This is a genomic window from Pantoea pleuroti, assembly GCF_014156615.1.
In the GTDB taxonomy this organism is placed as follows: Bacteria; Pseudomonadota; Gammaproteobacteria; order Enterobacterales; family Enterobacteriaceae; genus Pantoea; species Pantoea agglomerans.
Genome location: NZ_SBFD01000002.1, coordinates 190,821 through 214,564, shown reverse-complemented (window position 1 = coordinate 214,564; position 23,744 = coordinate 190,821). Strand labels below are relative to the sequence as shown.

Genomic DNA, 23,744 nt, shown 5'->3' with positions numbered 1-23,744 from the left:
TAGTTAACCCTGCTGTCGCGCCAGTGGCTTGTCCTGCTTTGCCGCACTGCGTCGGCGCAGAATAGCATTGAGGATAATCGCGCCAAAGGTGGCGGTACCGATACCCCCCAGCGTGAAAGAACCGATTTTCAGCGCGAAATCACCAGCTCCGAGCACCAGTGTGGTCGCCACCATGATCAGGTTACTGTTCTGGCCTAAATCGACATGGTTCTGCACCCAGATGCGGGCACCCGCCACCGCAATCAGCCCGAACACCACGATGGATGCGCCGCCAATCACCGGGGCCGGAATGGTGTGGATCAGCGCACCAAACTTCGGCGAGAAACCGGCGAGGATGGCGATAACCGCCGCGGCGACAAACGCCAGCGTAGAGTAGACTTTGGTCACCGCCATCACCCCGATATTTTCGGCATAGGTGGTGACGCCACTGCCGCCGATCGAGCCGGAGAGCATGGTGGCCAGGCCATCGCCAACAAAAGCGCGTCCCATGTAAGGATCGAGATTGCGTCCGGTCATGCCCGCCACCGCTTTCAGATGCCCGAGGTTTTCAGCCACCAGAATGATCGCCACCGGGGCGATCAGCACCATCGCCTGCAGATCAAAGGTGGGAGCGGTGGTGTGCGGCAGGCCAAACCTGGCGGCCTGTGACAGCAGGGTAAAATCGACCGGCTTACCCAGCCCCAGACCGTTGGTCAGCAGCGCATAGATCGCCCAGGCCAGAATCAGGCCGACCAGAATCAGCAGTCGCTGAATCATCCCGTGGGTAAATACCGCTACCAGACCAATGCAGAGCACGGTCATCACCGCAACCCAGCTGTCGAATGACGAGGCGGAGACGCTGTGAACCGCAATCGGGGCCAGATTCAGCCCGATAGCCATCACCACTGCACCGGTCACGACCGGCGGCATCAGGCTTTCAATCCAGCGCGTGCCGGACTTCATCACCACCAGACCAATCAGCGTGTAGAGCAGGCCGCAGGCGATCACGCCGCCCAGCGCCACGCTGAGATTGGGATTCAGCCCCTGACCGCTGAAGCCGGTTACCGCAATGACCACGCCGACAAAGGCAGCGCTCGACCCGAGATAGCTGGGCACCCGACCGCCGGTGATAAAGAAGAACAGCAGCGTGCCTATACCCGAGACCAGAATGGCCAGGTTGGGATCCAGCCCCATCAGCAGGGGCATCAGCACCGTTGCGCCAAACATCGCTACCGCATGCTGTAAACCCAGCACCAGCGTCTGCCCCAGAGGCAGGGTCTCATCCGGGGCGATAATACCGTTTTCTGTTAATGCCGACTTCTTTTGCCATTGCGGAAACCAGGATCGTGCCATCGTCTACTCCAGAGCGTTATGAATGCCGGTGGGATTCAGGGAAGCGTTAACAGGCATCCTGCCGCAACAGGGGATGGTATCCCCGGTCAAACCACGCCAGACCGTGGGTGTCGTCATTGCGCACTAACCCCACGACTTCGCAGAACAGCGTGTCATGCGTACCGACGCTGACAATCTGAGTGATGCGACAGTCAAAGGACGCGACGGCGCCGCTCAGCACCGGCGAGCCGGTCACGGCCGTTGACCACTCAGCGGCAATAAAACGATCAGCCATTGGCGTTTTGCCGCCGAACAGATTGGAGAGCGTTTCATGGCCCGCTGCCAGCGTATTGACGCAGAGCTGCATGTTTTCGCGGAACACCGGGTAAACCGAGGCAGAGCGGTTAAGGCAGACCAGCAGCGTCGGCGGCGAATCCGTGACGCTGCACACCGCCGAGGCCGTAAAGCCTGCGCGTCCGGCCGGGCCTTCCGTGGTGATGATGTTGACCGCAGCACCCAGCCGCGACATCGCATTACGAAACTCAGTTTTCTCAACGGCAGGGGTAAGGGTATCCAGGCTCATCGTGTTCTCCGCGAAAAGGTTATCCGACGACGCGCTGCAGCGGCTGCACGTCATCAGTCTGATCCAGCCACTGCAGCAGCAGGGCATTAAAGTTTTCGGGGGCGGTGACGCTCATGGCGTGGCCGCCCCAGGCCATCATCTGTTCAGTAGCATTGGGCAGGGCCGCGGCCAGCTCAGTTGAGCAGCTCCACGGCACCAGCAGATCGTCCTGGCTGGCGATCACCAGCACCGGTTGTGGAATGGCCGCAGCCCGCGCGCTGAAGTCGGCGCTCATCAGGGCGTGCAGCCGCCGCATCAGATTTTCCATCCCCTGAAAATGTGCGACGTGATGGCTATCTTCCTGCTCCAGCCGCGTCTGATGCTGCGCCATCCACTCCGCTGGATAGAGAAACAGCGGCTGAGCGCGGACAAATGCCTCGACGCCGACGTTGAGCAGCAGGTCCTGACGCACCTGAAAGCAGCGACGGGTATGGGGATGCAGCGTCAGCCAGCCATTGATCACCGCGATCCGTTCGATCCGATCCGGATAATCCAGCGCCATCTGCATCCCCATCAGACCGCCCAGCGCGTGACCGATCAGGCTGAAGCGCAGGATGCCGTGCTGCGCCAGCGCGGCGGCCAGTTCCGCCGCCATCATCGCCATGCTGTAGCCTTCCGGCAGGCTGTCAGCGCTGCGGCCGGTGCCGCGCTGGTCATAGATCACCACCCGATAGCGTGCCGTTAGTGCGGCCAGCTGCGGCTGCCAGAAACCCGCCACGCCGCCCAGACCGGATGAGAGCACCAGCGTCGGTGCATCGGGATTTTGCAGACCCAGAATATCCAGCTGCATCAGACCTCCGCTTTGCCGATGTGCGCCACGCTGGCGATCTCAATCAGCGCATCAGGCTTGACCAGACCGCACTGAATACAGAAGCGCGCCGGTTTTTCGCCGGGAAAGTACTCGGCATAAACCTGATTCACCGCGGCGTAGTTCGACCAGTCAGTAATAAAAATCGAATTAAACGTCACATCGGCCATGCTGCCACCGGCGGTCTCAATTACCTTTTTAATGGTTTCCAGCACGTGGCGGGTCTGCGCTGCGGCATCACCCACATGCACCACGTTGTTGTCAGCATCAAACGGCAGCGTACCCGAGACATAGACCACGCCATCCGCCAGCGTGCCGGGAACGAACGGGGCGATGGGGGTGGTGGTGCCTGGCGGAACAATAATACTTTTCGGCATAGCGTCGTCCTTATCGTGGATTAGCGGGCATTCAGGCTTTCGCAGAAGGTATCGACATCTGATACCCAGCCAAAAAAGGTTTCGATATTGAACAGGGCAGCCTGCTGAGCAAAGGGCGGGCCGGCCTGATAAGTGGCGTCTTCCAGCACCACGCCGAAGTACTCCAGAAAGAAGCCGTCGCGCAGCGTCGATTCAACGCAGACGTTGGTGGCGATGCCGGTAAACATCAGATGACGGATCCCGCGGCTGCGCAGCATGCTGTCGAGCGGGGTGTTATAGAAGCCGCTGTAACGCGATTTCGGCAGCACGATATCACCGGGTTGCGGCACCAGTTCATCGACCAGCGCGTAATCCCAGCCGCCTTTCGACAGCAGCGAGCCCTGCAGTTCAGGCCGTTTGCGCATGGTTTTCAGGGCATTCGATTTATGGAAATTGGGGGAACCGGCGTCGCCCGCTTCTACATAGTCACTGTCCCAGCCGTTCTGGAACCAGATGATCTGAACGCCTGCCGCACGGGCCGCCGTCACCGCCTGATGGATTTTCGCAATCACCGGCTTTGTGGCGGAAACATCGAAGCCCGCCAGATCGAGATAGCCGCCTTCAGTGGCGTAGGCGTTCTGCATATCCACGACAATCAGCGCGGTCTGGCCAGGCGGAAAGGCGATCGGTTCTGGCCGCGCCGGCAGTTCAACCTGTGGAACATCCGGCGTGTGAGCACAATAAACGGTAGCCATCATGCCACCTCCTGCTGTGCGTCGAGCAGGGCGCTGCGACAGGCCATCAGCGGCTGAATGTGCTGCCCGAAGTTCTCGATACCCTGCAGGAAGTCATCAAACGTCAGCAGCACGCCGTGGGTGCCTTCGACCTGCGCAACCTCATCCAGCATCCGCGCCACGCTGGCATAAGATCCCACCAGAGTGCCCATATTGATATTGACTGCCGAGGTCGGATCCGCCATCTGGCGCACATTGGTGTCGCTGCCCGATTTGGTGTCCTGCTGACTCTGGGTGGTGAGCCAGGAGAGCGCCTCTTCATCCGCACCCGCTTTGTAGTGTTCCCACTTCGCCCGCGCTTCTTCGTCCGTTTCAGCAGCGATGATCATAAACAGCACATAGGAGCCGACATCGCGGCCCGCTTTTTCAGCGGCCTGCTTCATGCGAATCGAGGTAGAGCTGAACGCGGCGGGTGTGTTAACACCTTTACCAAAGCAGAAGTTGTAATCGGCGTGCTGAGCAGAGAAGGCCATACCGGCATCGCTCTGTCCGGCGCAGATCACCTTCATCGGGCGCTGCGGCTGCGGACTCACGCGGCAGTCGTTCATGGTGAAGAACTCACCTTTAAAGTCCGATTTTCCGGTGCCCCACAGATCGCGCAGCACGGTAACGTATTCGGTCAGATAAGCGTAGCGGCTGCTGAAGTACTCATCGCCAGGCCACATACCCATCTGTTCATATTCCGGTTTCTGCCAGCCGGTCACCAGGTTGACGCCAAAGCGACCGCCTGAAATGGAATCGATGGTGGACGCCATGCGCGCCACAATCGCCGGAGGCAGCGTCAGGGTGGCGGCGGTGGCGTAGATCTCAATGCGCGATGTCACGGCGGCCAGCCCAGCCATCAGGGTGAACGATTCGAGATTATGATCCCAGAACTCGGTTTTTCCGCCGAAGCCGCGCAGTTTGATCATCGAGAGCGCAAAATCGAAATGGTAATGCTCTGCTTTCAGCACGATCGCTTTGTTCAGTTCAAAGGTCGGCATGTACTGCGGCGCATTGGACGAAATCAGCCAGCCATTGTTACCAATCGGAATAAAGACGCCTATCTTCATGTGAAACCTCGTTGCGATGGGGGAAAGGTGTTTCACGCGCTGCACTGCATCCTGCATCGTCCATGTGGGCCGCGCTCAGTCACAATTCTGCAAACTGTGTGCCACTTTTTTTATTGTTTTATATAACAATGAGTTAAAATTAACCCGAAAGAGGTAAGTGGAGTAACTGGTCCATTTCAGACCGTCTGGTCAAAATTCGCTGCACGTTTTCCATGCAGGCTGAGCAAAAAAGGTGCAGGGCGCGGATTGGGCAGCGATGAATCCCTTTGCTATGATGCGCTGACACCAGAAGGATGAGGTAAACGTGTGAATACCGATGAAAAAAAGCCAACGCGTCGTTCGCGTGCGGTCGCAGCGAAGCGGGCCGCCATACTGGAAGCGGCATTAACCTTCTTCTCACAGTTTGGCATTCACGGCACCAGCCTCGATAAGGTAGCCGAGCTGGCCGATGTCTCTAAAACTAATCTGCTCTACTATTTTCCCTCTAAAGAAGTGCTCTATGTGGCGGTGCTTAAGCAGATTCTGGATGTCTGGCTGGCACCGTTGCGCGCGCTGGCGCACGATCAGGATCCATTGGTCGCGATTCGGCGCTACATCCGGCTCAAGCTGGAAGTGTCGCGCGATCATCCTCAGGCTTCCCGGCTCTTCTGTCTGGAGATGCTGCAGGGTGCTCCGCTTCTGAAAGGGGAGCTGGCAGGCGATCTTAAGCAACTGGTGGATGACAAAGCGGCAATTATTGAACGCTGGATTGATGAAGGACGTCTGGCGGGCGTACAGCCGCAGCATCTGATCTTTATGCTGTGGGCCACCACGCAGCATTACGCCGATTTTGCCACTCAGGTTGAGGCCGTTACCGGCCAGACGCTCAGCGATCCGGCGTTTTTCGATCAGGCGGTTGATAATGTGCAGCGCATGATCATCGAAGGGATTCGCGTACGCTAATTCAGGATACATCCACGGTTCAGGTACGGAGTTAATCAATGGATTCTGTTTCGCAGCTGGTGCTGGGTGCCTCAGTCAGTGTCGCAGTGATGGGACGTCGGGTACCGGTCTGGCAGGCCGCGCTGGTGGGCGGCGTCTGCGGTACCTTACCCGATCTCGATGTCTTTCTTGATCATGGCGATGCGATACGCAACATGACCCTGCATCGCACGGAAACGCATGCGCTGCTCTGGCTCACGCTGCTCTCGCCACTGATTGCATGGCTGGTGGCGGGGCTGTTTCGCCAGCGGGTGAAGTGGGCAGCATGGTGGCCTGCCATCTGGCTGGCGCTGATCACCCATCCGCTGCTCGATTTGATGACGGTGTATGGCACCCAGCTTGGCCTGCCGATCACCGATTATCCTTACGCCATCGGCAGTATCTACATCGTCGATCCACTCTATACGCTGCCGCTGCTGGCAGGCCTGGGCGTCGCGCTCTGGCGGCGCAGTGATAAAGGGCTGCGCGGAAACCGGCTCGGGCTGATGCTGAGTACCCTTTATCTGGTCTGGAGTGTGATGATTCAGGGCGTTGCAGGCTGGCAGATCAGAGCTTCGCTGGCGGAGCAGGGTATTCCGGACAATAAAGTGCTGGTGACGCCGACGGCCTTTAATACGCTGGTATGGCGCAGCGTGATTATGACGCCGGATCGCTATGGTGAAGTTTACTGGTCGCTATTGTCGCCCTCACGGCCACTGCAGGTGGCGTGGTACCCGCGTCATCCTGAGCTGTTCGACGCCTTTCGGGGCAGCTGGTATGCAGAACGTGTTGCCTGGTTCAGCCACGGCTTTTACGCCCTGCGTGAGCAGGACGGGCAGACGACGATTGCCGACCTGCGCATGGGCGAAGGCGATAAGTATACCTTCACCTTTGGTCTGGGCACGCCTCAGCAGCCCGATCCCCGGCCGCAGCGCTTACCTTATGAACGCCCCTCTTTATCCGCCATTTTCTCTGCGCTGGGCGATCGCCTGTAAAAAAAAAGCCCGGTCATCTGACCGGGCTTTGTTCATGATATTACCGATTAGCGGCTACGACGATTACGCAGCATCCAGCCTACACCAAGCAGGGCAAACCAGAGTGGCGTAACCATCAGCGCCTGGCGCGTATCTTCCTGCAGCGTCAGCAGCACCAGCACAAATGCGAAAAATGCCATGCAGACCCAGCACATGAATTTGCCCAGCGGCATCTTAAATGCCGACTCCGCATGGCGCTGCGGATGCTTTTTACGGTAGGCCAGATAGCTGCACAGAATGATGGTCCAGACGAACATAAACAGAATGGCCGAGACGGTGGTCACCAGCGTGAAGACCTTCATCACATCCGGGATCAGGTAGATCAACGCCACTCCAATCAGCAGGCACAGGCAGGAGAAAAACAGGCCGGTAGTCGGCACCGCACGGGCAGAGAGTCGGCCAAAGGCGCGGCTGGCCACACCCTGCTGCGACAGGCCATAGAGCATACGGCTGGTGGAGAAGATGCCGCTGTTGGCTGAGGAGGCGGCAGAAGTCAGCACCACAAAGTTAACGATACTCGCAGCAGCAGGCAGACCAATCAGAACGAACATCTCAACAAACGGACTGCGATCGGCCATCACCTGGGTCCAGGGCGTTACAGCCATAATCACCATCAGCGCCAGCACGTAAAACATAATGACCCGCAACGGAATCGCATTAATCGCGCGCGGTAACACTTTATGCGGATTGTGGGTTTCAGCCGCTGCCGTGCCCACCAGTTCAATGCCGACAAAGGCAAACACCGCAATCTGGAAGCCGGCAAAGAAGCCGCTGAGGCCTTTCGGGAACATGCCGCCGTGATCCCAGATGTTGCTGAGTGACGCTGTGCCGCCGCCCGGTGAAGGGTAGTGAATCGATACCAGCACAATCCCGGTTACGATCAGCGCCACAATGGCGACAATTTTAATGATCGCGAACCAGAACTCCATCTCGCCAAACAGCTTGACGGTGGCAATGTTGAGCGCCAGAAAAACCACCACGCAGAGCAGGGCGCTCATCCAGATCGAGAAGCCCGGAAACCAGAGCTGGAAATAGGCGCTGATTGCCACCACGTCGGCAATGCCGGTTACCACCCAACAGAACCAGTAGGTCCAGCCGGTAAAGTAGCCTGCCCACGGGCCAAGCAGATCAGCGGCAAAATCGCTAAAGGATTTGTACTCAAGGTTGGAGAGCAGCAGTTCCCCCATGGCGCGCATCACAAAGAACAGCATAAAACCGATGATCATATAGACGAAAATGATCGAGGGGCCAGCCAGGCTGATGGTTTTACCGGAACCCATAAACAGGCCGGTACCGATAGCGCCACCAATGGCGATCAGCTGGATGTGACGATTGTGCAGATTGCGCTGGAGTTTATCGGGCGTTTCGTGGGTGCTTGCGGTTTCTTTAGATTGATCAACCATAGAATTGTCTTTCCTGTCGTGATGTTGTGTTCAGCTCTGCTGGCTGTTAGTCAAGGCGTCTGCCTGAGGGCAAGTCGGCATAAGATAGAGGAAGAGAGCCGGAATCGGGTAACGCTTTTTTACCAATTGTGATGCCTGCCGTCCCGGAAGCAGCAATAAAGCGCGATTTTGTTCAAACCTTCGTCAGTCTGGGTAATTATTCATCACGTTATGTCAGTCAGGCGGCGTAAAGGGCGATGGGCTTCTACACTTTTTGTTTGCTAATCATCAACCTGCGAGAGGGACTATGCGCACGCTTATCCTGTTTTTGCTGTTGCTTGCGCTGGGATGGGTCAGCTTACCCTGGCTTAAGCAGCATCTGCCGCCGCAGTTTAATCCCTTTACGCCACTCTCTGTTACCGATCCGCCGGGCTGGATGACGCAGATTAAGATGAAAAGGCTGGCCAGCGATCCTGACGCATGTCTGGCGGTGATGCGCCGCGCTCAACAGGCGGGCTGGGTCAGCTTCAGCGAGCGTCCGGACGTCACGGGTCACTGTCCGCTCAGTCATCCGCTGCGGGTTCAGAAATTTGGCCCGGTCAGCCTCAGCAGCAGCTTTCTGGCCAGTTGCCCTATGGCCGTCGCCAGCACCATGTATGCTCTGCGCAGTCGTGAACAGATCGCCAGAGAGTTGCACAGTCCACTGGTACGAATTACCCATGTCGGCAGTTACGCCTGCCGTAATATTTATCATCGTGCCCAGGGGCGGCTCAGTGAACATGCCACCGCCGATGCCTGGGATGTGACAGGCTTCCAGTTGGCTGATGGCCAGCGGCTTGAGGTCAGTCGTCACTGGCAACAGCCGGAAGAAAAAGCGGCAATGCTTCATACGCTGTGGCGTGGCGGCTGTGAGGTATTCGGCAATGCGCTGGGGCCGGACTATAACGCCGCTCACGCCTCACATTTTCATCTGGGTATGCGTGGTGCAGGATACTGCCGATAAATCATCAGACAGGATTAATACCGTGTTTGATTAAGAAATGTTCTTATGGTGCCAGTAAAACCCATCCAGTTATCATTGCTGAACCTGATCCCTTACTGAAATAGTCTGACAACAGGTCAGGATGCTCCTAAAAAAACCGATTTCAGGGCCATTTGTAAGAATAAAACGATGCCTGCGGGATAAAACTCTTGCGCAAATTCTCAGCGTCATTTGCTCAGCGCCTGCTGGCGGCATGATGAAATTATTTCATGATTGCGCTGGCAGAAATAAGGGAAAGGTATCGCATAAATAAAAAAGTGCGTGATTAAGAAAAGAACGGATTTTACCTGCAAATTTATTTTCAGATGATTTAGTTGCGTGACTATCGGTAAAGTGATTTAACTGATTAAAATAGAGTCAGTGCTGAGCGTTACGCCGCAAATAGTGATCTTCGCCACGTATTGCGGCCAGGTAGCAGATTAAGTAAAGGTGACTATTACGGCCGTGCTGTCCTGGGTCAGGTACCCGCAGTCAGGTAAGTGGATAAACCACAGCAGGATATGAATCGACTGGCGCAGAGCACGGTCGGGCAGGGGAGAGCAGAAAAGGTTTATTAAACAGCCCATCGTTACGCTTACAGGGCTGCCACTGAAAACCGGGACAGGTCTGTAACCGGCAAGCGCGTGGCGCGGGCAGCAAGCCGGTTAGCTGCCTCAGCAGACGCCACAGGGGCAGCGGGGACGTCTGACGAAGCCTGTCCTGATGGCTGCAATGACATAGCCGGTCTTATTTCCTGATAAAAAATATGTCAGAAATTTGCCACTGCGGCTTCGCTTATAATGGAGTAATTAACGCCTTGTTTACTCGTTATTTACCCAACAATCAGCATCGCGATTCAATATTTTCAGCAGACTTTTCAAGTCTGAGAAAAAATTGCACCGGAGGTCAGGGATTGAAATCCTATCAGAAAAATCTTATTCTTCTGGGGTGATTGAAATTGCTGTGATCGGCCTCACCTTGTAAAGGCAGGAACACTTTTTCACTCCGCTCCAACGGTGAAAGGTTAAATGCGCTGTAGATCGGGACAGGTTCGTCCTGCACGATAAATTAGTTTTCTTCTGCAAATTTATTTTATCCGATGAATCTGAATGAATATTACCGGAAGGGCGAGTGAAATTAACGCTGAGGCAATATGAGTACTGAAAATTATTTCGCCTGGCGAGCTGAGGCGAAAGAAAAATTTCAGGCATTAACGGTTTCTTCTGAATTGAAGCCGTTATTGCAACAATTTATTGAATCATTAGGCTTCGATTATTTTGCCTTTTTGATTCAGCACCCGGTGCCTTTTACCCGACCGCGTATTCATTTACATAGCACCTATCCCAAACTATGGGTTAAACGCTATGAGAAGCAGAATTATTACGCTGTCGATCCGGTGCTCAGGTTGTGTCAGCGACCGGGCAGAGGCATGGCGTGGACGGAGGAACTGTTCGCTGACGCCAGCAATTTGTGGCGTGAGGCGAGAGAATATGGGCTGCAGAGCGGATTTTCTTGCTCTGCAATGGCACCAAATCGCGTCATTGGTATATTATCTATATCGTCGCAACAGCCCATTTCTGTCCAGCTCTGCCATGCTGAGCTGGAGGTGAAACTACACCTTTTAGCGGAACTAAGTCTGGATACGCTGGAACGCTTTAGCGATGATGCAATGATGGTACTAAAAAAAGAGTTTAGTCAGCGCGAGCTGGAAATTTTGAAATGGACAGCCGAAGGAAAAACGGCGGTCGAAATTTCACTTATTTTATCCATCTCTGAACATACCGTTAACTTTCACCAAAAAAATATGCAAAAGCGTTTCAATGTTTCCAATAAAACGCAGATTGCCTGCTATGCAGCGGCAATCGGACTGATCTGAACTTAAAGCAACGGCTACATTTAGCTGTTCCTTTGCACAGGTCTGTTGTCTATTCTGCGCCGGGACTTTGCCAGGCTGGCGCAAAGAAATCATTGCAAACATGGGGATGTCAGAGGCGCATGATGAAAATAGTGCAAACGCAATTAAAGGATATGCCATCCTCTTTGCTTGCCGAACTCGGCAGCTACCGATACAGCGTCTTTGCGCGCGGCGAAGGGTGGTCAATTCCGCCACGTCTGAGCACGCCAGGACAGGAATATGATCGCTACGATCGTTCAGATGTCACCTGGCTGATCGCATGGAATGCGCGGGAGGGCATCAGCGGCTGTGCGCGTCTGATGCCCTGGTTCGAACCTGAACTGAGTGAAGGCATCGTACTGCCTTTCAGCCATGAGAAAGTGTGGGAAATGTCGCGCTTCTCGGCACGGCTGGATGTGGACGCTGAGCTGCCACTGAATATTCTCTGGCACGCCGTGCAGCTGGCAGAATTGAACGGTATGGAATACATCATCAGTTCGGCAACGCCGATGCTGGAGAAGATGTTTGAAGAGCATCAGGTGGTGTATGAGCCGCTGACGCCGGGACTTATTCTGTCAGAAGATAATCTGTTTGCGATCCGTATTCCGGTGGTTCAGCCAGCGCTGGCTGAAAAGTATCGGGGAACGCGGCGCTTTAGTCCGGAAGAGGTGCTGCCTACGCTGGGCGTTTCGGTTAACTGGCAGGCGCATAGTTAATTAATTTGCCCCCGCGGCTGGGGGCAAGCAAGCTTACTGACGGTAGGCTGTTTTAATCTGCTTAATGGTATTGCTGAATACTTCGGCCTGGGGCTTGTCGCCCAGCGTCTGTACATAGCGTTCCATATTGATAATCACTTTGCCGGCATCAGCCTGGCCCATACCTTTCAGGATCAGGGTGATCATCATCTTCAGACCCGCGATTTCATCCGCTAATTTCCGGGCTTCCTGCGAAGTTGCAAAATCTTCATCGCTCATGCGTTTCTCCTTGGTGAATGACAATGTGTCGGCAATCTGTCCGAGCAGCAGTGCGTGAGTATACCACAGGGGCAGTAAGTTGCTGGAGCAGCCGGTTCGCTTCGCTATAAATAGCTGGTTTGTCCAGTACAACTAATCAATCGCTGAAAGTAATTACAGGCGTTGCCGGGCCAGATATCACAAGGGCCTGCAGCGATAAGGGACAGCCAGACTTGGTGTTAATGCCATGAAATACGAAGAGTTTAAGGATTATTCAGTACGCCTGTCGGTGGTAAGAAATCTCTGTTATTGCTGGCTGCACGGGGCTGGAAATCGTTATGCAAAGCGTCGACTGTTTTGGTTTGTTGATGTGCTTTTGAGGTAAAAACGGGTATGATTATCGCCTGTATTCATTAATTGCTTCCTCTTTTTTTAGCCTCTGGAGTTTCCCCGTTGATCAGTGTGCTTCTTGTTGATGACCATGAACTTGTCCGTGCCGGAATCCGTCGCATCCTGGAGGATGTCAAAGGTCTGGCCGTGGTCGGAGAGGTCAACTGTGGCGAGGATGCCGCTAAGTGGTGTCGTGCCAATCAGGTTGATGTGATCCTCATGGACATGAACATGCCGGGCATCGGTGGACTGGAGGCGACGCGCAAAATCGTGCGTTACAATCCCGATATCAAAATCATCATGCTGACCATTCACACGGAAAATCCGCTACCTGCGAAAGTGATGCAGGCGGGGGCTGCAGGCTACCTCAGTAAAGGGGCTGCGCCACAGGAGGTGATCAATGCGATTCGCTCGGTCAATGCCGGACAGCGCTACATCGCTTCAGATATCGCCCAGCAGATGGCGCTGAGCCAGATTGAGCCACAAAAAGCGGAATCCCCCTTCAGCTGTTTGTCGGAAAGGGAATTGCAGATTATGCTGATGATCACCCGTGGACAAAAGGTGACGGAAATTTCCGAGCAGTTAAATCTCAGTCCTAAAACCGTTAACAGTTACCGCTACCGGATGTTCAGCAAGCTGAATATCAGTGGCGACGTAGAGTTAACGCATCTGGCCATTCGACATGGCCTCTATAATGCGGAGCCGTTAATCAGTAGTGAATGACGTTTTTGATCCCAAAGCCTTTCTGAGTACGGTAACCAGCAAGCCCGGTGTTTACCGCATGTATGACGCCTCATGCACCGTCATCTATGTAGGCAAAGCCAAAGACCTGAAGAAGCGTCTGACCAGCTACTTCCGCACTCAGGTCGGCAGCCGCAAAACCGAAGCGCTGGTTAGCAATATCCAGCACATCGATGTCACCGTAACCCACACCGAAACCGAAGCGCTGCTGCTTGAGCATAACTACATCAAGCTCTACCAGCCGCGCTACAACGTGCTGCTGCGCGACGATAAATCTTACCCCTACATCTTTCTTAGCAGCGATACCCATCCGCGACTGGCGATGCACCGTGGTGCAAAGCATGCCAAAGGCGAATACTTTGGCCCGTTCCCCAACGGCTATGCGGTGCGTGAAACGCTGGGATTGCTGCAAAAAGTTTTCCCTATCCGCCAGTGCGAAAACAGCGTCTACCGCAATCGCTCCCGGCCCTGTCTGCAATATCAGATTGGCCGCTGTCTGGGTCCCTGTGTCGCGGGACTGGTCAGTGAGGAGGAGTATGCACAGCAGACCGATTACGTGCGCCTGTTCCTGGCGGGTAAAGACGATCAGGTTCTCAACCAGCTGGTCAAACGGATGGAAGAGGCGAGCACGGGCCTGCGCTTTGAAGAGGCGGCACGCCTGCGCGATCAGATTCAGGCTGTGCGACGGATCACCGAAAAGCAGTTTGTCTCGAATCAGGGCGATGACCTTGATGTGATGGGTGTGGCTTATGAAGCGGGCATGGCCTGTCTCCACGTGCTGTTTATCCGTCAGGGCAAAGTCTTAGGCAGCCGCAGCTACTTCCCGAAAGTGCCCGTCGATACCGATCTGGCTGAGGTCGTTCAGACCTTTGTCGGGCAGTTCTACCTGCAGGGCAGTGAGGCACGTACGCTGCCTGGCGATATTCTGCTGGACTTCACCTTGCCAGAACGTGAACTGCTGGCTGAGTCGCTCAGTGAACTGGCCGGACGTCGGGTGAGTATTCAGAGCAAGCCGCGCGGGGATCGCGCCCGTTATCTCAAACTGGCGCGTACCAACGCCGCGACGGCGTTAACCACCCGGCTGTCACAGCACTCCACAATTCATCAGCGGCTGATGGCGCTGGCGGAGTTTCTTGAGCTGGACAAAATTAAACGCATGGAGTGTTTCGATATCAGTCATACCATGGGTGAGCAGACCATCGCCTCCTGCGTAGTGTTCGACCAGAATGGTCCGCTGCGTGCCGATTATCGTCGCTACAACATCAGCGGTATTACGCCGGGGGATGACTACGCCGCCATGAATCAGGTGCTACGCCGCCGCTATGGTAAAGCGATTGAAGAAGATAAGATTCCGGATGTGATTCTGATCGATGGCGGTAAGGGCCAGCTGTCTCAGGCGAAGCAGGTCTTCGCGGAACTGGATGTGCCCTGGGACAAAAGCCGGCCGATTTTACTCGGCGTAGCGAAAGGCAGCGATCGTAAAGCCGGACTGGAGACGCTGTTCTTTGAAGCGGAAGGTGAGGGCGTTTCACTGCCACCCGATGCGCCGGCGCTGCATGTGATCCAGCATATTCGTGATGACGCTCACAATCATGCCATTTCAGGCCACCGTAAAAAACGGGCCAAAGTAAAGAACACCAGCGCACTGGAAAGCATCGAAGGGGTGGGGCCTAAACGGCGTCAGCAACTGCTTAAGTACATGGGGGGCCTGCAACCGCTGATGAACGCGTCGGTGGAGGAGATCGCCAATGTACCCGGTATCTCACATGCTCTGGCAGAAAAAATATACTACTCGTTGAAACACTAGCATTGAAACGGGGGGGGCAATGTAGGAACATAGGCTAAATTCTACCTATATCCAGACAGTTACCGGCATATGCAATTAAACATCCCGACGTGTCTCACCCTGTTTCGAGTCGTGCTCATCCCGTTCTTTGTGCTGGCTTTCTATCTGCCGTTCACCTGGGCGCCGCTGGCGACTGCACTGATCTTTGTTTTTGCTGCCATCACCGACTGGTTTGATGGCTTTCTGGCGCGCCGCTGGAAGCAGACAACACGCTTTGGTGCGTTTCTCGATCCGGTAGCGGATAAAGTGATGGTGGCCATTGCGCTGGTGCTGGTGGCTGAATATTTCCACGCCTGGTGGATTACGCTGCCCGCCGCCACCATGATTGCACGCGAGATCATTATCTCTGCGTTGCGTGAATGGATGGCGGAGATTGGTAAACGCAGCAGCGTGTCGGTTTCCTGGATTGGTAAAGTGAAAACCACTGCCCAGATGTTCTCACTGTTTGCCTTGCTGTGGCGTCCTGATGCCACCGTCGTGGCGATTGGTGTGGTGGCGTTATACATTGCTGCCGTGCTGACTTTCTGGTCTATGTTCCAGTATTTAAGCGCCGCGCGCGGCGATCTGCTCGAACCGTGATCGATACGATTTAAAAAGCAGCAAACGGACGCGCTGTGAGGATAATTTTATTGACTCATTGCGTCATCTAAGTAGAATGCATCGCATCGAACGGCAGCCAGGCTGCCAGAAGATAAATAAAATCAGCAGGTTCGACGAAATTGCTGAATTGCGGGAATAGCTCAGTTGGTAGAGCACGACCTTGCCAAGGTCGGGGTCGCGAGTTCGAGTCTCGTTTCCCGCTCCAGATTCGCAGGTCAGGTTAACCTGACGGCACATCAGTTTAAGGCGCGTTGGCAGAGTGGCTATGCAGCGGATTGCAAATCCGTGTACCTCGGTTCGACTCCGGGACGCGCCTCCAGTTACACCCTGCCCGGGTGGTGAAATCGGTAGACACAAGGGATTTAAAATCCCTCGGCTGTAAGGCTGTGCGGGTTCAAGTCCCGCCCCGGGCACCATATTTCTGCCGAAGAAAATCTAATAAAATAAAAGCAATATGCAGTAATGTCGTAACCGCCCAAGGGCGGTTTTTTTGTGCCTGTCATTCCGCAATAACTGTCTCCTTTCTGTCACAATGATCCTGCATCAGTTAACTGACTGTGAAGCAGTTGTTGTTCGCCACTTCTTTGTTTCCTGGTGATGCCTGGTAATTGATCAATGTGCCTGGAGAGGCAGAGCCTGAGCCGCCATTTCTCTGAGGAGCATTACGACATTCATGCAAACGACGTTGCACAGGTTCCGGATAGGAACCGTTTTCATTGATTGCGGATTGCCACATGTCCAGATATCTGAACAGCCCTTCAGGTGTAGCTGATCGGGCTGCTTAACTCATTCCTGAATCCCGAAGGAATGAAAGACTGGAAGAGTTGCAGTAAAAGCATTGCCACATGGTTTACATAGGGGAGGACATAACTGCAGATGATGTCTGCTCAGAGAAGTGAGATGTTGAAGGTTTAACGGCGCTAAAAGGCGGCCAGCTTAGAAATGGCTGGCCACATGTCTGACATTTTTATACTGTGTGAGAAAACGAACAGTTTAAAAAGATGTGCTACATTCCGATTAATTTTTTTTCAGCCGATATCTTTGAGGATACCCATAAAGAAACCCTCTGATTCTGCGGGTGTATGAGAGGCGCCATAAATCGCACCACCAATTCCGCCAATAGCCAGACCAGCCGCGACACCGACGAGTTGTGACAGGCCGAAAGTCAACAGGCCCGCAATCCCTCCAGCCCATTTGCCAAAAGAAAATGAAAGTATTGTTGCGCCAATTACTGCGCCATTTAAAATGGCTTCACCCGTTGCTTCAACTTCAATAGCGGTTGCGACACCGCCTGCAACGATGCTTATTTCATGATGACTCAGATGTCGCATAAGATATTTTCTCTGATTTAAAAATAAAAAAGAGTGCTATCCTGGATTCATTCCTGGTATAGCACTCTCCTGATGGCTTAACGTATTAACCAGCAAAATCCATGACGTTGTTGAAGAAGGTTTCAACCTGCTCGGATGTATGGGTTGCGCCATACAGTGCACCGCCGACCCCACCGATAGCAAGGCCCAGGAAGGTGCCTACGAGTTGAGCAACACCGAAGCTGGTGATACCTGAAGCCATCGCCCATTTACCACCGATAAACGCATAGGTCGTCGCGCCAATAACAGCGCCTTCAAAACTCTCCTGCCAACCTGCACCAGAAACCATTTCGATTTGATTTACGCTAAGCTCTTTCATGGTCATTCCCTTTTTTAATAGATGATATTGTTATGCCACCTCTGACATAACAGGGGGGATTATAAGGGGCCACTGATAATAATATAAATAGCAATATATCCAAAAGTTTCAATGTTTATCAATAAACCCCAGAAGTAGGTCACAGATAATGTTTGGGGCCTTAATAATTCATTTTCGGGGTAATGGATGTTGTAGAATTATATTTTTTAAAAAGCGGTGCACTTTGGTAATTTTAAAAATGTATATAGCGAGAAGATAACGTATTAATAGGTTTAATTAGCAACCAACTCATCCATGTTTTGAAAATAGTTACCGCTTGCGCTTGCCTGGTCAGAGAGTCGTACTACGCTTCCTGTTCACACAGCGCGGCTTTTCCAGGCACGCCATTCGGGCATGGTATAAAGGTATTACTGCAACTCTTAACGGGTTGACGATGCGGGTTCAACTCCTGCTGCCCGGTCCCTCTCCTGCATCTACGTAAACACCAGCCTTATCCCTTTAGGGGTTCTGCCGATCCATCCCAATTACATCCGATTTCACTCATTTTTGCGGCCTGTGTCGAACTCTGTAACCTGTTGAAACGGTGTGGTTTACCGTATTGTGGTAGCTATTGTTTGCCGCCGCAGAGAATTAACGCCAATGATTACACCTTTCACACCTGACTTAACTGAACCGGCGGTAGCCCCGGTTATCGGTGTTGTCGCCAGCCAGTTGCTCAATCCCTATCAACAAAAAATGCTGGACGAAGTGATGCGCCAGCTTAACGCGCGCGGTGTTATCACGGTGCTACTGAGTGCTGAAACCGAAGACACGCTGACCGCACTTATCCGGCAGGCTACACCGCTCGGGCTGCGTGGTTTGCTGTTACTCCCCGGTAACCGCGTTACTGATGCCTGCCATTTGCCAGTGCTTCAGATTGACGCTGAGCCTGAACTGCAGGCGGATGCACTGCGGGCGGGTGAGATGACAGCGGAATTATTGCTTAAACAGGGGCATCAGCGGTTTGGCTTCATGCAGGGTCAGCCAGGCGCACTGGCGCAAAAACAGGGCTATCGCGCCACTCTGCTGGCGGCGGGCATGGCGCTGAACGCCGAACTGACTGTAGGTAGTGATGATCGTGACTGCGCTTACCAGGCGATGATGTTTTATCTGAAAAAGACACGTGCTGCTGAGCGTATTCAGGCACTCTTCTGTGAAAGCGACCTGATGGCCTTTGGTGCAATGCAGGCGATTCGGGATTTTGGTCAGGGCATCCATCTGGCAGTGGCAGGTTTTGGCGATAGTGAAGAAGCCCGCAGCTCAACCTGGCATCTTACCAGCTGGTCACCTGACATCCGGCAGATCGCTGGCCGCGCGCTGGATCGCTGGCTGGGACAGCAGGCAGGCAACAGCAGTGCTGAAGAGCAGGAGCAATTACAGCGGCGTCACTCTCACGCAGGCAAAGTGCTGCCGGGTGAGATGTCAGCCTGCGGCTGCGCCTTCCGGCATTAACCAGCCCGCAACGCAGGCTGGCAGAATATTGTCAGGCCTGCGGTTGTCCTGCCGGGCCGCTGCCGCCAGGTGCGCCCACCGGCTGCTGCCCGCCAGGTGGCGGCGGTGGCGGGGCATCTCTGCCCGGTGGCGGCGGTGCACAGGCCGTAAGCGTGGCGAGGATAGCCAGTGTGGATAACAGATAAGCAGTACGTTTCATCGTAATTCCCCGATCAGGTAAGCGGAACGTTGAGTATAGAGAATCGCAACAAAATCGCCCGGAGAGGGCTAAATCATCAACACGCATGGCAAATTGTCGACGATTATTTGAGACGCCTCGCAACTCGTGCATGCTGGCAATGCGTTTCAGACCGGAGCGCGCTAAGGTAGCGCTTCATTTAAGAGGAGTCGTTATGAATGGCATGATGAAGTTCGTCCGCGGGTGGCTGGTGTTCTCTGTACTGTGGGGCGTATTCATGTGGTTTATGTCATGGCATCAGCAGGGCAAAGAGCCTGGTCTGGCGATTCTGACAAGTCTCTACGCCGGTTTAATCTACCAGGCGCTGATTACCATGGTTGGCCGCTACCGCGCGCGGCGGCAACAGGCTGAGTGAGTTCTGCTGCCGGAGAGGCAGCAGAATGGCGTTTTTAGCCGAAATTACCGGTCAGGCGCTGATGGAAGTCCGTGCTGCGTGGATCCAGCCCCTCAATGGTTACCTCTGCGCCATAACGCTGATAGCGATACTCAATGCCATCCAGCGCCGCGACGCTGGACGCATCCCAGATTTGCGCGTGCGTTAAATCGATAGTGACCTTTTTAGGGTCATGGGCATAATCGAAATGCTCGAACAGATCGTTGCTGCTGGCGAAAAACAGCGGGCCGCGCACCACATAGCGCACCGACTCGCCATCTTCGCTCAGCTGACGCTCCGCATGAATAACGTGCGCAATACGGCGGGCAAACAGCAGCATAGCCAGAATTACCCCAGCCAGAACGCCCAGAGCCAGATTACCTGTCCAGACAGTCACCGCTACCGTCAGCACCATAATCAGCGTCTCTGACCACGGCATACGTTTCAGGGTAGCGGGTTGCAGGCTATGCCAGTTAACGGTTTTTACGGCCACCACCATCATGATCCCGGCCAGTACCACCATCGGGATTTGCGCCATAATCCTGCTCAGTCCGGTCACCAGTAACAGCAGCACCAGACCGGCGGCTACGGTGGAAACCCGGCTACGCGCCCGGCCCAGTTCAACATTGACGATGGTCTGACCTATCATCGCGCACCCGGCGATACCGCCATAAAAGCCCGCCAGAATATTCGCCACACCCAGGCCCCAGGACTCACGACGCTTACTGGAGGGGGTATCGGTCAGGTCATCGACCAGTTTGGCGGTCAGCAGTGACTCCATCAGCCCGACAAAGGCGATGCTCAGGGCCGTGGGCCAGATAATCTGCAGGGTCTGCAGGTTAAGTGGCACCAGCAGGCTGTTAAAACCGGGCAGACCGGGACTCATCGGCCCTTCATCGCCCACGTTCGGCATGCGATAGCCCATTAACAGCGCGACGGCAGTCACTACCACAATGGCAACCAGCGGTGAAGGAACACTTTTTATCAGACGCGGCAACAACAGCACGATAGCCAGTGTGACGGCAAAGAAGATCCACACCAGTGATGACTGCCCCCAGACGTGCGGCACCTGAGCAAAGAAAATCAGCACGCCGAGCGCATTCACAAATCCCAGCATCACCGAGCGGGGAATATAACGCATCATGCGCGCCAGACCAGCCACACCAAACAGAATCTGAATGACGCCGCCCATCACCACCGCGGGCAGAATATATTCAACGCCGTGCAGATGGACCATCGGCCCGATAACCAGCGCCACTGAACCCGCAGCCGCTGTTACCATCGCCGGGCGTCCGCCCAGTATCGACAGGGTCAGGCAGAGCACCACCGAGGCGACGAGGCTGACTTTAGGGTCTACACCGGCAATAACGGAAAAGGAGATCACTTCAGGGATCAGCGCCAGCGCGGTAATCACCCCGGCCAGGCATTCGCGGGTCAGCAGTGCAGGCGAACGCAGAACGCGCCCTACACTGATATCGCCCGCCACAACGTCGGTTGCGGCAATATCATTGGTTTGAGTCATAAAGGATTGCAGGCTCTTTAGTTATTTTGCTCCCGCGCGAGGGGCGGGAAGATCAGGATAAACAGTGAGGGGCAGATAGTACCGGGCGACTGGCGAAGATACCAGAAAAAGGCGGATGACTCCCTCCGTGGAGTCGATGCTACAGTGAAAAATCGTCCGGGGTTTTATGGACCACCAGTTCAAGCAGCTGTCGATAGATATCCAGTAATTCCCTGTCGCTTTCCAGCTCCAGCCGATGAATAAGCTTTGAGATAATCGCTTTATTGTTCACTGGCATGCCTGACTGCAAAATTTCCGCAACCAGGATACCCAGCATCTCCATCTCGCTGGCGGGTTTATTGGCGGCAGGATTAAAATAATCAGCGATTTCCTGATTGGTCCGGGGAAGAATATATTGCATGTGTAAGCCCTTCAGAACAGCCCGATTCCGGTTCGGATGTCAGGACAAAAGCGATCAAAAAAACCACCGCATGGACAGATGCGATGGTACCAGTGTCACAAATTGAACAGAAAAAATAACCTCTGAAGGTGGAAATCCACTGACACCTTCAGAGGCGACGCAAGTGCATCATTCGTTACAGAGTCGCATGACAACTCGTGGCAGTAAACTTATACAATGAAGCCCAATCTGTACAAACGAATTCTTTAACAAAGTGTGCTATTTGACACTTATCAGCAGCTTATAAGGACTATTCCGAAACGAAAGCTGTACAAATAACCTGTACAAACGGCGGGGCTGAGGGGCGGGATGGGCAAAAACGGGAAGCCATGGCCAGCTTCCCGCAAAAAGATTAGCTGAATAGCGCCAGTTTTGCCGTCAGCTTTCGCAGGGCTTTTTTATCGCCGACGATGGCGACGCCCAGCAGGCGCCACTGCTGACGCGGTTGCTGTCGCAGGACGGCGCTCAGCGCCTGATAATCGGTGGTGGTCTGGCCCTCTTCCGGAAACAACACCAGATCGTATTCAGCCTGTTCGCACTGTTCCCGCAATGCACTGAGCTGTTCTTCAGTCGCGGCCAGCACCGGAATCCCGGTGGTGATCAAACCTGGGGAAGGGCGCCTTTCAGCATCCTCCAGGGTGTCGCCAACCAGCGCCGGATGTCGCTGTCCCAGTGTTAATGCCATCACGGCGGCAGCATTGGTGGCTTTGCCTGGCGGCAGAGCGGCATTGAGTATCATCACACAGCGTGGGTCTTGCATTGCGCTTCTCCTGATTAAAAAAGCGCATTGTGGCAAGTGGCTTAACCCAGGTCTGGAAGATTTGTGCAGGCGTGCTGATAACGGGATGGGGTAAGCTGGCAGGCGCGTTTGAACCAGCGGCCCAGGTGACTCTGATCGGCGAAACCCAGCGCGGCTGCCACATCGGCGACGGGCTGACCCTGCGCCAGCTGACGACGCGCCTGGCTCAGCCGCCACTGCACCAGCCAGGCGTGGGGCGGCAAACCCCAGTGAGCCTGGAACAGGCGCGATAACCGGAAGCGATCCACCTGCAGGTGCTGCGCCATCTGCTCCAGGCCGGGATTATCCGCATGATGGGCAATCAGCCAGTCACGCGCCTGCAGCGCCAGCCGGGCATCTTTATCCGGTGTCTGAGCGGGCAGTGACCACTGCCGGTGCGGAGTAAGCTGACCAAACATCCGGTCCAGCGCCGCCTCTTTGATGATGGCGGGATGGTTGTGCCACAGCGCATCAAACGCATGCCAGACGGCATAAGCCAGTGGACGCTCGTCGCGCAGCGTGGCGGCAAAACGTAGCTCACGCAGTGAGGGTTTATCAGCCAGCATCGGAGCCAGGTGCTGCGCAATCTGCTGCGGCGAAAGATAGAGCATCCGGTAGGTAAAACCGCTGTCGTTGATGGCATCCCCGTCATGCAGCTCCTCCGGCTCCAGCATAAAGACCGTGCCTGGTCGGCTCTGATGCTGTTTGCGCCGCGAATGAAACTGCTGTACACCTTGCTCGGTCACGCCAATCAGATAACTGTCGTGCCAGTGAGGATCATAGGCGTGTCCGGTAAAATGGGCGCGTAGCGCCTCGATACCGCTGACGGCGTCACGGCGCAGATCGACCCAGTTTGCTGATGCCTGTTTCATGTTATCCGGCTCCCGGTTGCGGCCTCTGGACATTCTGCCGCGATCCACTAATTTTTAACAGACCGGACGCTTTTCATTGGCGTTTCGCTTTGCGTATAATAACGCCACCACTCAATTAGAACTCTTACTATTAGGCTGCTAACATTTGTCTCAGCACACGCGTACCTTTACCCACTTATTGCATCTGACCGCACATGCCTGGCGCCTGGCGGTGGATCGTCACCTTAAAGATAGCGGCTTAAGCATGAGCAGCTGGATGGCCATCGGGCTGATTGCCAGTGAGCCGCAACGCATGACCCAGACCGAGCTGGCACAGCTGCTGGGGCTGGAAGATGCCAGTATGGTGCCGCTGGTGGATCGGCTGGTGAAACAGTCACTGCTGATGCGGGTACAGCCGCCAGAAGATCGACGTAAGCGTCATCTGGTGCTGACTGAAAAGGGTAACGAAGCGTTCGCCAAAGTGAAAACCGAGGCTGACACACTCCGTACTGAAATGCTGGCCGATATTGACCCTCAGGATCTGGCCGTGACCGAGCGCGTATTGCAACAACTCCTGAGCCGCATGGGAAGTATGTAGC

At 54.7% G+C, this 23,744-nt stretch carries 26 protein-coding genes and 4 tRNA genes; 15 read left to right on the top strand and 15 right to left on the bottom strand.

Going from position 1 to position 23,744, the window contains the following annotated elements:
- Positions 1-3: 3 nt before the first annotated feature.
- The 6 genes from rutG to rutA are packed head-to-tail and all read right to left on the bottom strand — an operon-like array spanning position 4 to position 4,943.
- Entirely contained in the window at positions 4-1,332 is a 1,329-nt protein-coding gene (rutG, locus tag EPG66_RS05025; protein WP_182686123.1) for a pyrimidine utilization transport protein G, read from the bottom strand.
- Positions 1,333-1,378: 46 nt separating this feature from the next.
- Positions 1,379-1,894, bottom strand: a complete 516-nt coding sequence (gene rutF, locus EPG66_RS05020) for an NADH-dependent FMN reductase RutF (RefSeq protein ID WP_029518970.1) — start codon at positions 1,892-1,894, stop codon at positions 1,379-1,381.
- Between the two features lie 19 nt (positions 1,895-1,913).
- Positions 1,914-2,723: a pyrimidine utilization protein D gene (rutD, locus tag EPG66_RS05015; RefSeq protein WP_083068515.1), complete on the bottom strand. Its 810-nt coding sequence runs from the start codon at positions 2,721-2,723 to the stop codon at positions 1,914-1,916.
- Positions 2,723-3,118, bottom strand: coding sequence for a pyrimidine utilization protein C (gene rutC, locus EPG66_RS05010; RefSeq protein WP_010246626.1), 396 nt, complete (start codon positions 3,116-3,118; stop codon positions 2,723-2,725). Before rutC ends, rutD begins: the two co-directional genes overlap by 1 nt.
- A gap of 20 nt (positions 3,119-3,138) precedes the next feature.
- Positions 3,139-3,852, bottom strand: coding sequence for a pyrimidine utilization protein B (rutB, locus tag EPG66_RS05005; protein ID WP_010246624.1), 714 nt, complete (start codon positions 3,850-3,852; stop codon positions 3,139-3,141).
- Entirely contained in the window at positions 3,852-4,943 is a 1,092-nt protein-coding gene (rutA, locus tag EPG66_RS05000) for a pyrimidine utilization protein A (protein WP_010669800.1), read from the bottom strand. Before rutA ends, rutB begins: the two co-directional genes overlap by 1 nt.
- A gap of 306 nt (positions 4,944-5,249) precedes the next feature.
- Between rutA and rutR the strand changes: the two genes are divergently transcribed.
- Entirely contained in the window at positions 5,250-5,885 is a 636-nt protein-coding gene (gene rutR / locus EPG66_RS04995) for an HTH-type transcriptional regulator RutR (RefSeq protein ID WP_003849991.1), read from the top strand.
- A 38-nt stretch (positions 5,886-5,923) separates the two neighbouring features.
- Positions 5,924-6,898: a metal-dependent hydrolase gene (locus tag EPG66_RS04990; RefSeq protein WP_031593545.1), complete on the top strand. Its 975-nt coding sequence runs from the start codon at positions 5,924-5,926 to the stop codon at positions 6,896-6,898.
- A gap of 47 nt (positions 6,899-6,945) precedes the next feature.
- Here EPG66_RS04990 and cycA read toward each other — a convergent pair whose 3' ends face one another.
- Positions 6,946-8,340 carry a D-serine/D-alanine/glycine transporter gene (gene cycA, locus EPG66_RS04985; protein ID WP_022625909.1) on the bottom strand — a complete coding sequence of 465 codons (1,395 nt, stop codon included), beginning with the start codon at positions 8,338-8,340 and terminating at the stop codon, positions 6,946-6,948.
- A gap of 286 nt (positions 8,341-8,626) precedes the next feature.
- Between cycA and EPG66_RS04980 the strand changes: the two genes are divergently transcribed.
- From EPG66_RS04980 to EPG66_RS04970, 3 genes are all read left to right on the top strand, one after another.
- Positions 8,627-9,322, top strand: coding sequence for an extensin-like domain-containing protein (locus EPG66_RS04980; RefSeq protein ID WP_069026041.1), 696 nt, complete (start codon positions 8,627-8,629; stop codon positions 9,320-9,322).
- A 1,171-nt stretch (positions 9,323-10,493) separates the two neighbouring features.
- Positions 10,494-11,216, top strand: a complete 723-nt coding sequence (locus EPG66_RS04975; RefSeq protein WP_031593542.1) for an autoinducer binding domain-containing protein — start codon at positions 10,494-10,496, stop codon at positions 11,214-11,216.
- Positions 11,217-11,338: 122 nt separating this feature from the next.
- Entirely contained in the window at positions 11,339-11,950 is a 612-nt protein-coding gene (locus tag EPG66_RS04970; RefSeq protein WP_029518973.1) for an acyl-homoserine-lactone synthase, read from the top strand.
- Positions 11,951-11,983: 33 nt separating this feature from the next.
- Here EPG66_RS04970 and EPG66_RS04965 read toward each other — a convergent pair whose 3' ends face one another.
- The gene (locus EPG66_RS04965) at positions 11,984-12,208 is read right to left on the bottom strand and encodes a DUF2594 family protein (RefSeq protein ID WP_003849983.1); all 225 of its coding nucleotides are present in this window, start codon (positions 12,206-12,208) and stop codon (positions 11,984-11,986) included.
- Positions 12,209-12,640: 432 nt separating this feature from the next.
- Between EPG66_RS04965 and uvrY the strand changes: the two genes are divergently transcribed.
- From uvrY to EPG66_RS04935, 6 genes are all read left to right on the top strand, one after another.
- Positions 12,641-13,300 carry a UvrY/SirA/GacA family response regulator transcription factor gene (gene uvrY / locus EPG66_RS04960; protein ID WP_010246608.1) on the top strand — a complete coding sequence of 220 codons (660 nt, stop codon included), beginning with the start codon at positions 12,641-12,643 and terminating at the stop codon, positions 13,298-13,300.
- On the top strand, positions 13,293-15,125 hold the full coding sequence (gene uvrC, locus EPG66_RS04955; protein WP_182686120.1) for an excinuclease ABC subunit UvrC: 1,833 nt from the start codon (positions 13,293-13,295) through the stop codon (positions 15,123-15,125). The genes uvrY and uvrC overlap by 8 nt, the downstream gene beginning before the upstream one ends.
- A gap of 69 nt (positions 15,126-15,194) precedes the next feature.
- Complete coding sequence (gene pgsA, locus EPG66_RS04950) at positions 15,195-15,743, top strand: CDP-diacylglycerol--glycerol-3-phosphate 3-phosphatidyltransferase (protein WP_010246604.1); 549 nt, start codon at positions 15,195-15,197, stop codon at positions 15,741-15,743.
- A 150-nt stretch (positions 15,744-15,893) separates the two neighbouring features.
- Positions 15,894-15,969 (top strand) — tRNA-Gly (locus EPG66_RS04945).
- Positions 15,970-16,009: 40 nt separating this feature from the next.
- Positions 16,010-16,083, top strand: a tRNA-Cys gene (locus EPG66_RS04940).
- A gap of 10 nt (positions 16,084-16,093) precedes the next feature.
- Positions 16,094-16,180, top strand: a tRNA-Leu gene (locus EPG66_RS04935).
- 612 nt (positions 16,181-16,792) lie between these two features.
- Here EPG66_RS04935 and EPG66_RS04930 read toward each other — a convergent pair.
- Entirely contained in the window at positions 16,793-17,095 is a 303-nt protein-coding gene (locus EPG66_RS04930) for a hypothetical protein (protein WP_083068401.1), read from the bottom strand.
- 85 nt (positions 17,096-17,180) lie between these two features.
- A complete protein-coding gene (locus EPG66_RS04925; protein WP_069026044.1) occupies positions 17,181-17,453 on the bottom strand; it encodes a hypothetical protein in 273 nt (90 codons plus the stop codon).
- 387 nt (positions 17,454-17,840) lie between these two features.
- Between EPG66_RS04925 and EPG66_RS04920 the strand changes: the two genes are divergently transcribed.
- Positions 17,841-17,913 (top strand) — tRNA-OTHER (locus EPG66_RS04920).
- A 179-nt stretch (positions 17,914-18,092) separates the two neighbouring features.
- Complete coding sequence (locus EPG66_RS04915; protein WP_083068398.1) at positions 18,093-18,944, top strand: substrate-binding domain-containing protein; 852 nt, start codon at positions 18,093-18,095, stop codon at positions 18,942-18,944.
- A gap of 31 nt (positions 18,945-18,975) precedes the next feature.
- Here EPG66_RS04915 and EPG66_RS04910 read toward each other — a convergent pair whose 3' ends face one another.
- A complete protein-coding gene (locus tag EPG66_RS04910; protein WP_010246480.1) occupies positions 18,976-19,143 on the bottom strand; it encodes a hypothetical protein in 168 nt (55 codons plus the stop codon).
- A 193-nt stretch (positions 19,144-19,336) separates the two neighbouring features.
- On the opposite strand from EPG66_RS04910, the gene EPG66_RS04905 reads away from it, so the two are divergent.
- Positions 19,337-19,537 (top strand): DUF6404 family protein, encoded by a 201-nt coding sequence (locus tag EPG66_RS04905; RefSeq protein ID WP_010669807.1) that lies wholly within the window; start codon positions 19,337-19,339, stop codon positions 19,535-19,537.
- A 34-nt stretch (positions 19,538-19,571) separates the two neighbouring features.
- On the opposite strand, the gene EPG66_RS04900 is transcribed toward EPG66_RS04905, so the two are convergent.
- The 4 genes from EPG66_RS04900 to EPG66_RS04885 all read right to left on the bottom strand — a co-directional run bounded on the left by EPG66_RS04900 (position 19,572) and on the right by EPG66_RS04885 (position 23,166).
- Positions 19,572-21,077, bottom strand: a complete 1,506-nt coding sequence (locus EPG66_RS04900; protein ID WP_022625901.1) for a SulP family inorganic anion transporter — start codon at positions 21,075-21,077, stop codon at positions 19,572-19,574.
- Positions 21,078-21,216: 139 nt separating this feature from the next.
- Entirely contained in the window at positions 21,217-21,477 is a 261-nt protein-coding gene (locus EPG66_RS04895) for a biofilm/acid-resistance regulator YmgB/AriR (protein WP_010246474.1), read from the bottom strand.
- Between the two features lie 391 nt (positions 21,478-21,868).
- Complete coding sequence (locus EPG66_RS04890; RefSeq protein WP_039387486.1) at positions 21,869-22,276, bottom strand: DUF2000 domain-containing protein; 408 nt, start codon at positions 22,274-22,276, stop codon at positions 21,869-21,871.
- A 41-nt stretch (positions 22,277-22,317) separates the two neighbouring features.
- Positions 22,318-23,166 carry an AraC family transcriptional regulator gene (locus EPG66_RS04885; protein WP_031594524.1) on the bottom strand — a complete coding sequence of 283 codons (849 nt, stop codon included), beginning with the start codon at positions 23,164-23,166 and terminating at the stop codon, positions 22,318-22,320.
- Positions 23,167-23,311: 145 nt separating this feature from the next.
- Between EPG66_RS04885 and EPG66_RS04880 the strand changes: the two genes are divergently transcribed.
- Entirely contained in the window at positions 23,312-23,743 is a 432-nt protein-coding gene (locus EPG66_RS04880) for a MarR family winged helix-turn-helix transcriptional regulator (RefSeq protein WP_182686118.1), read from the top strand.
- The last annotated feature ends 1 nt before the right edge of the window (position 23,744 follow it).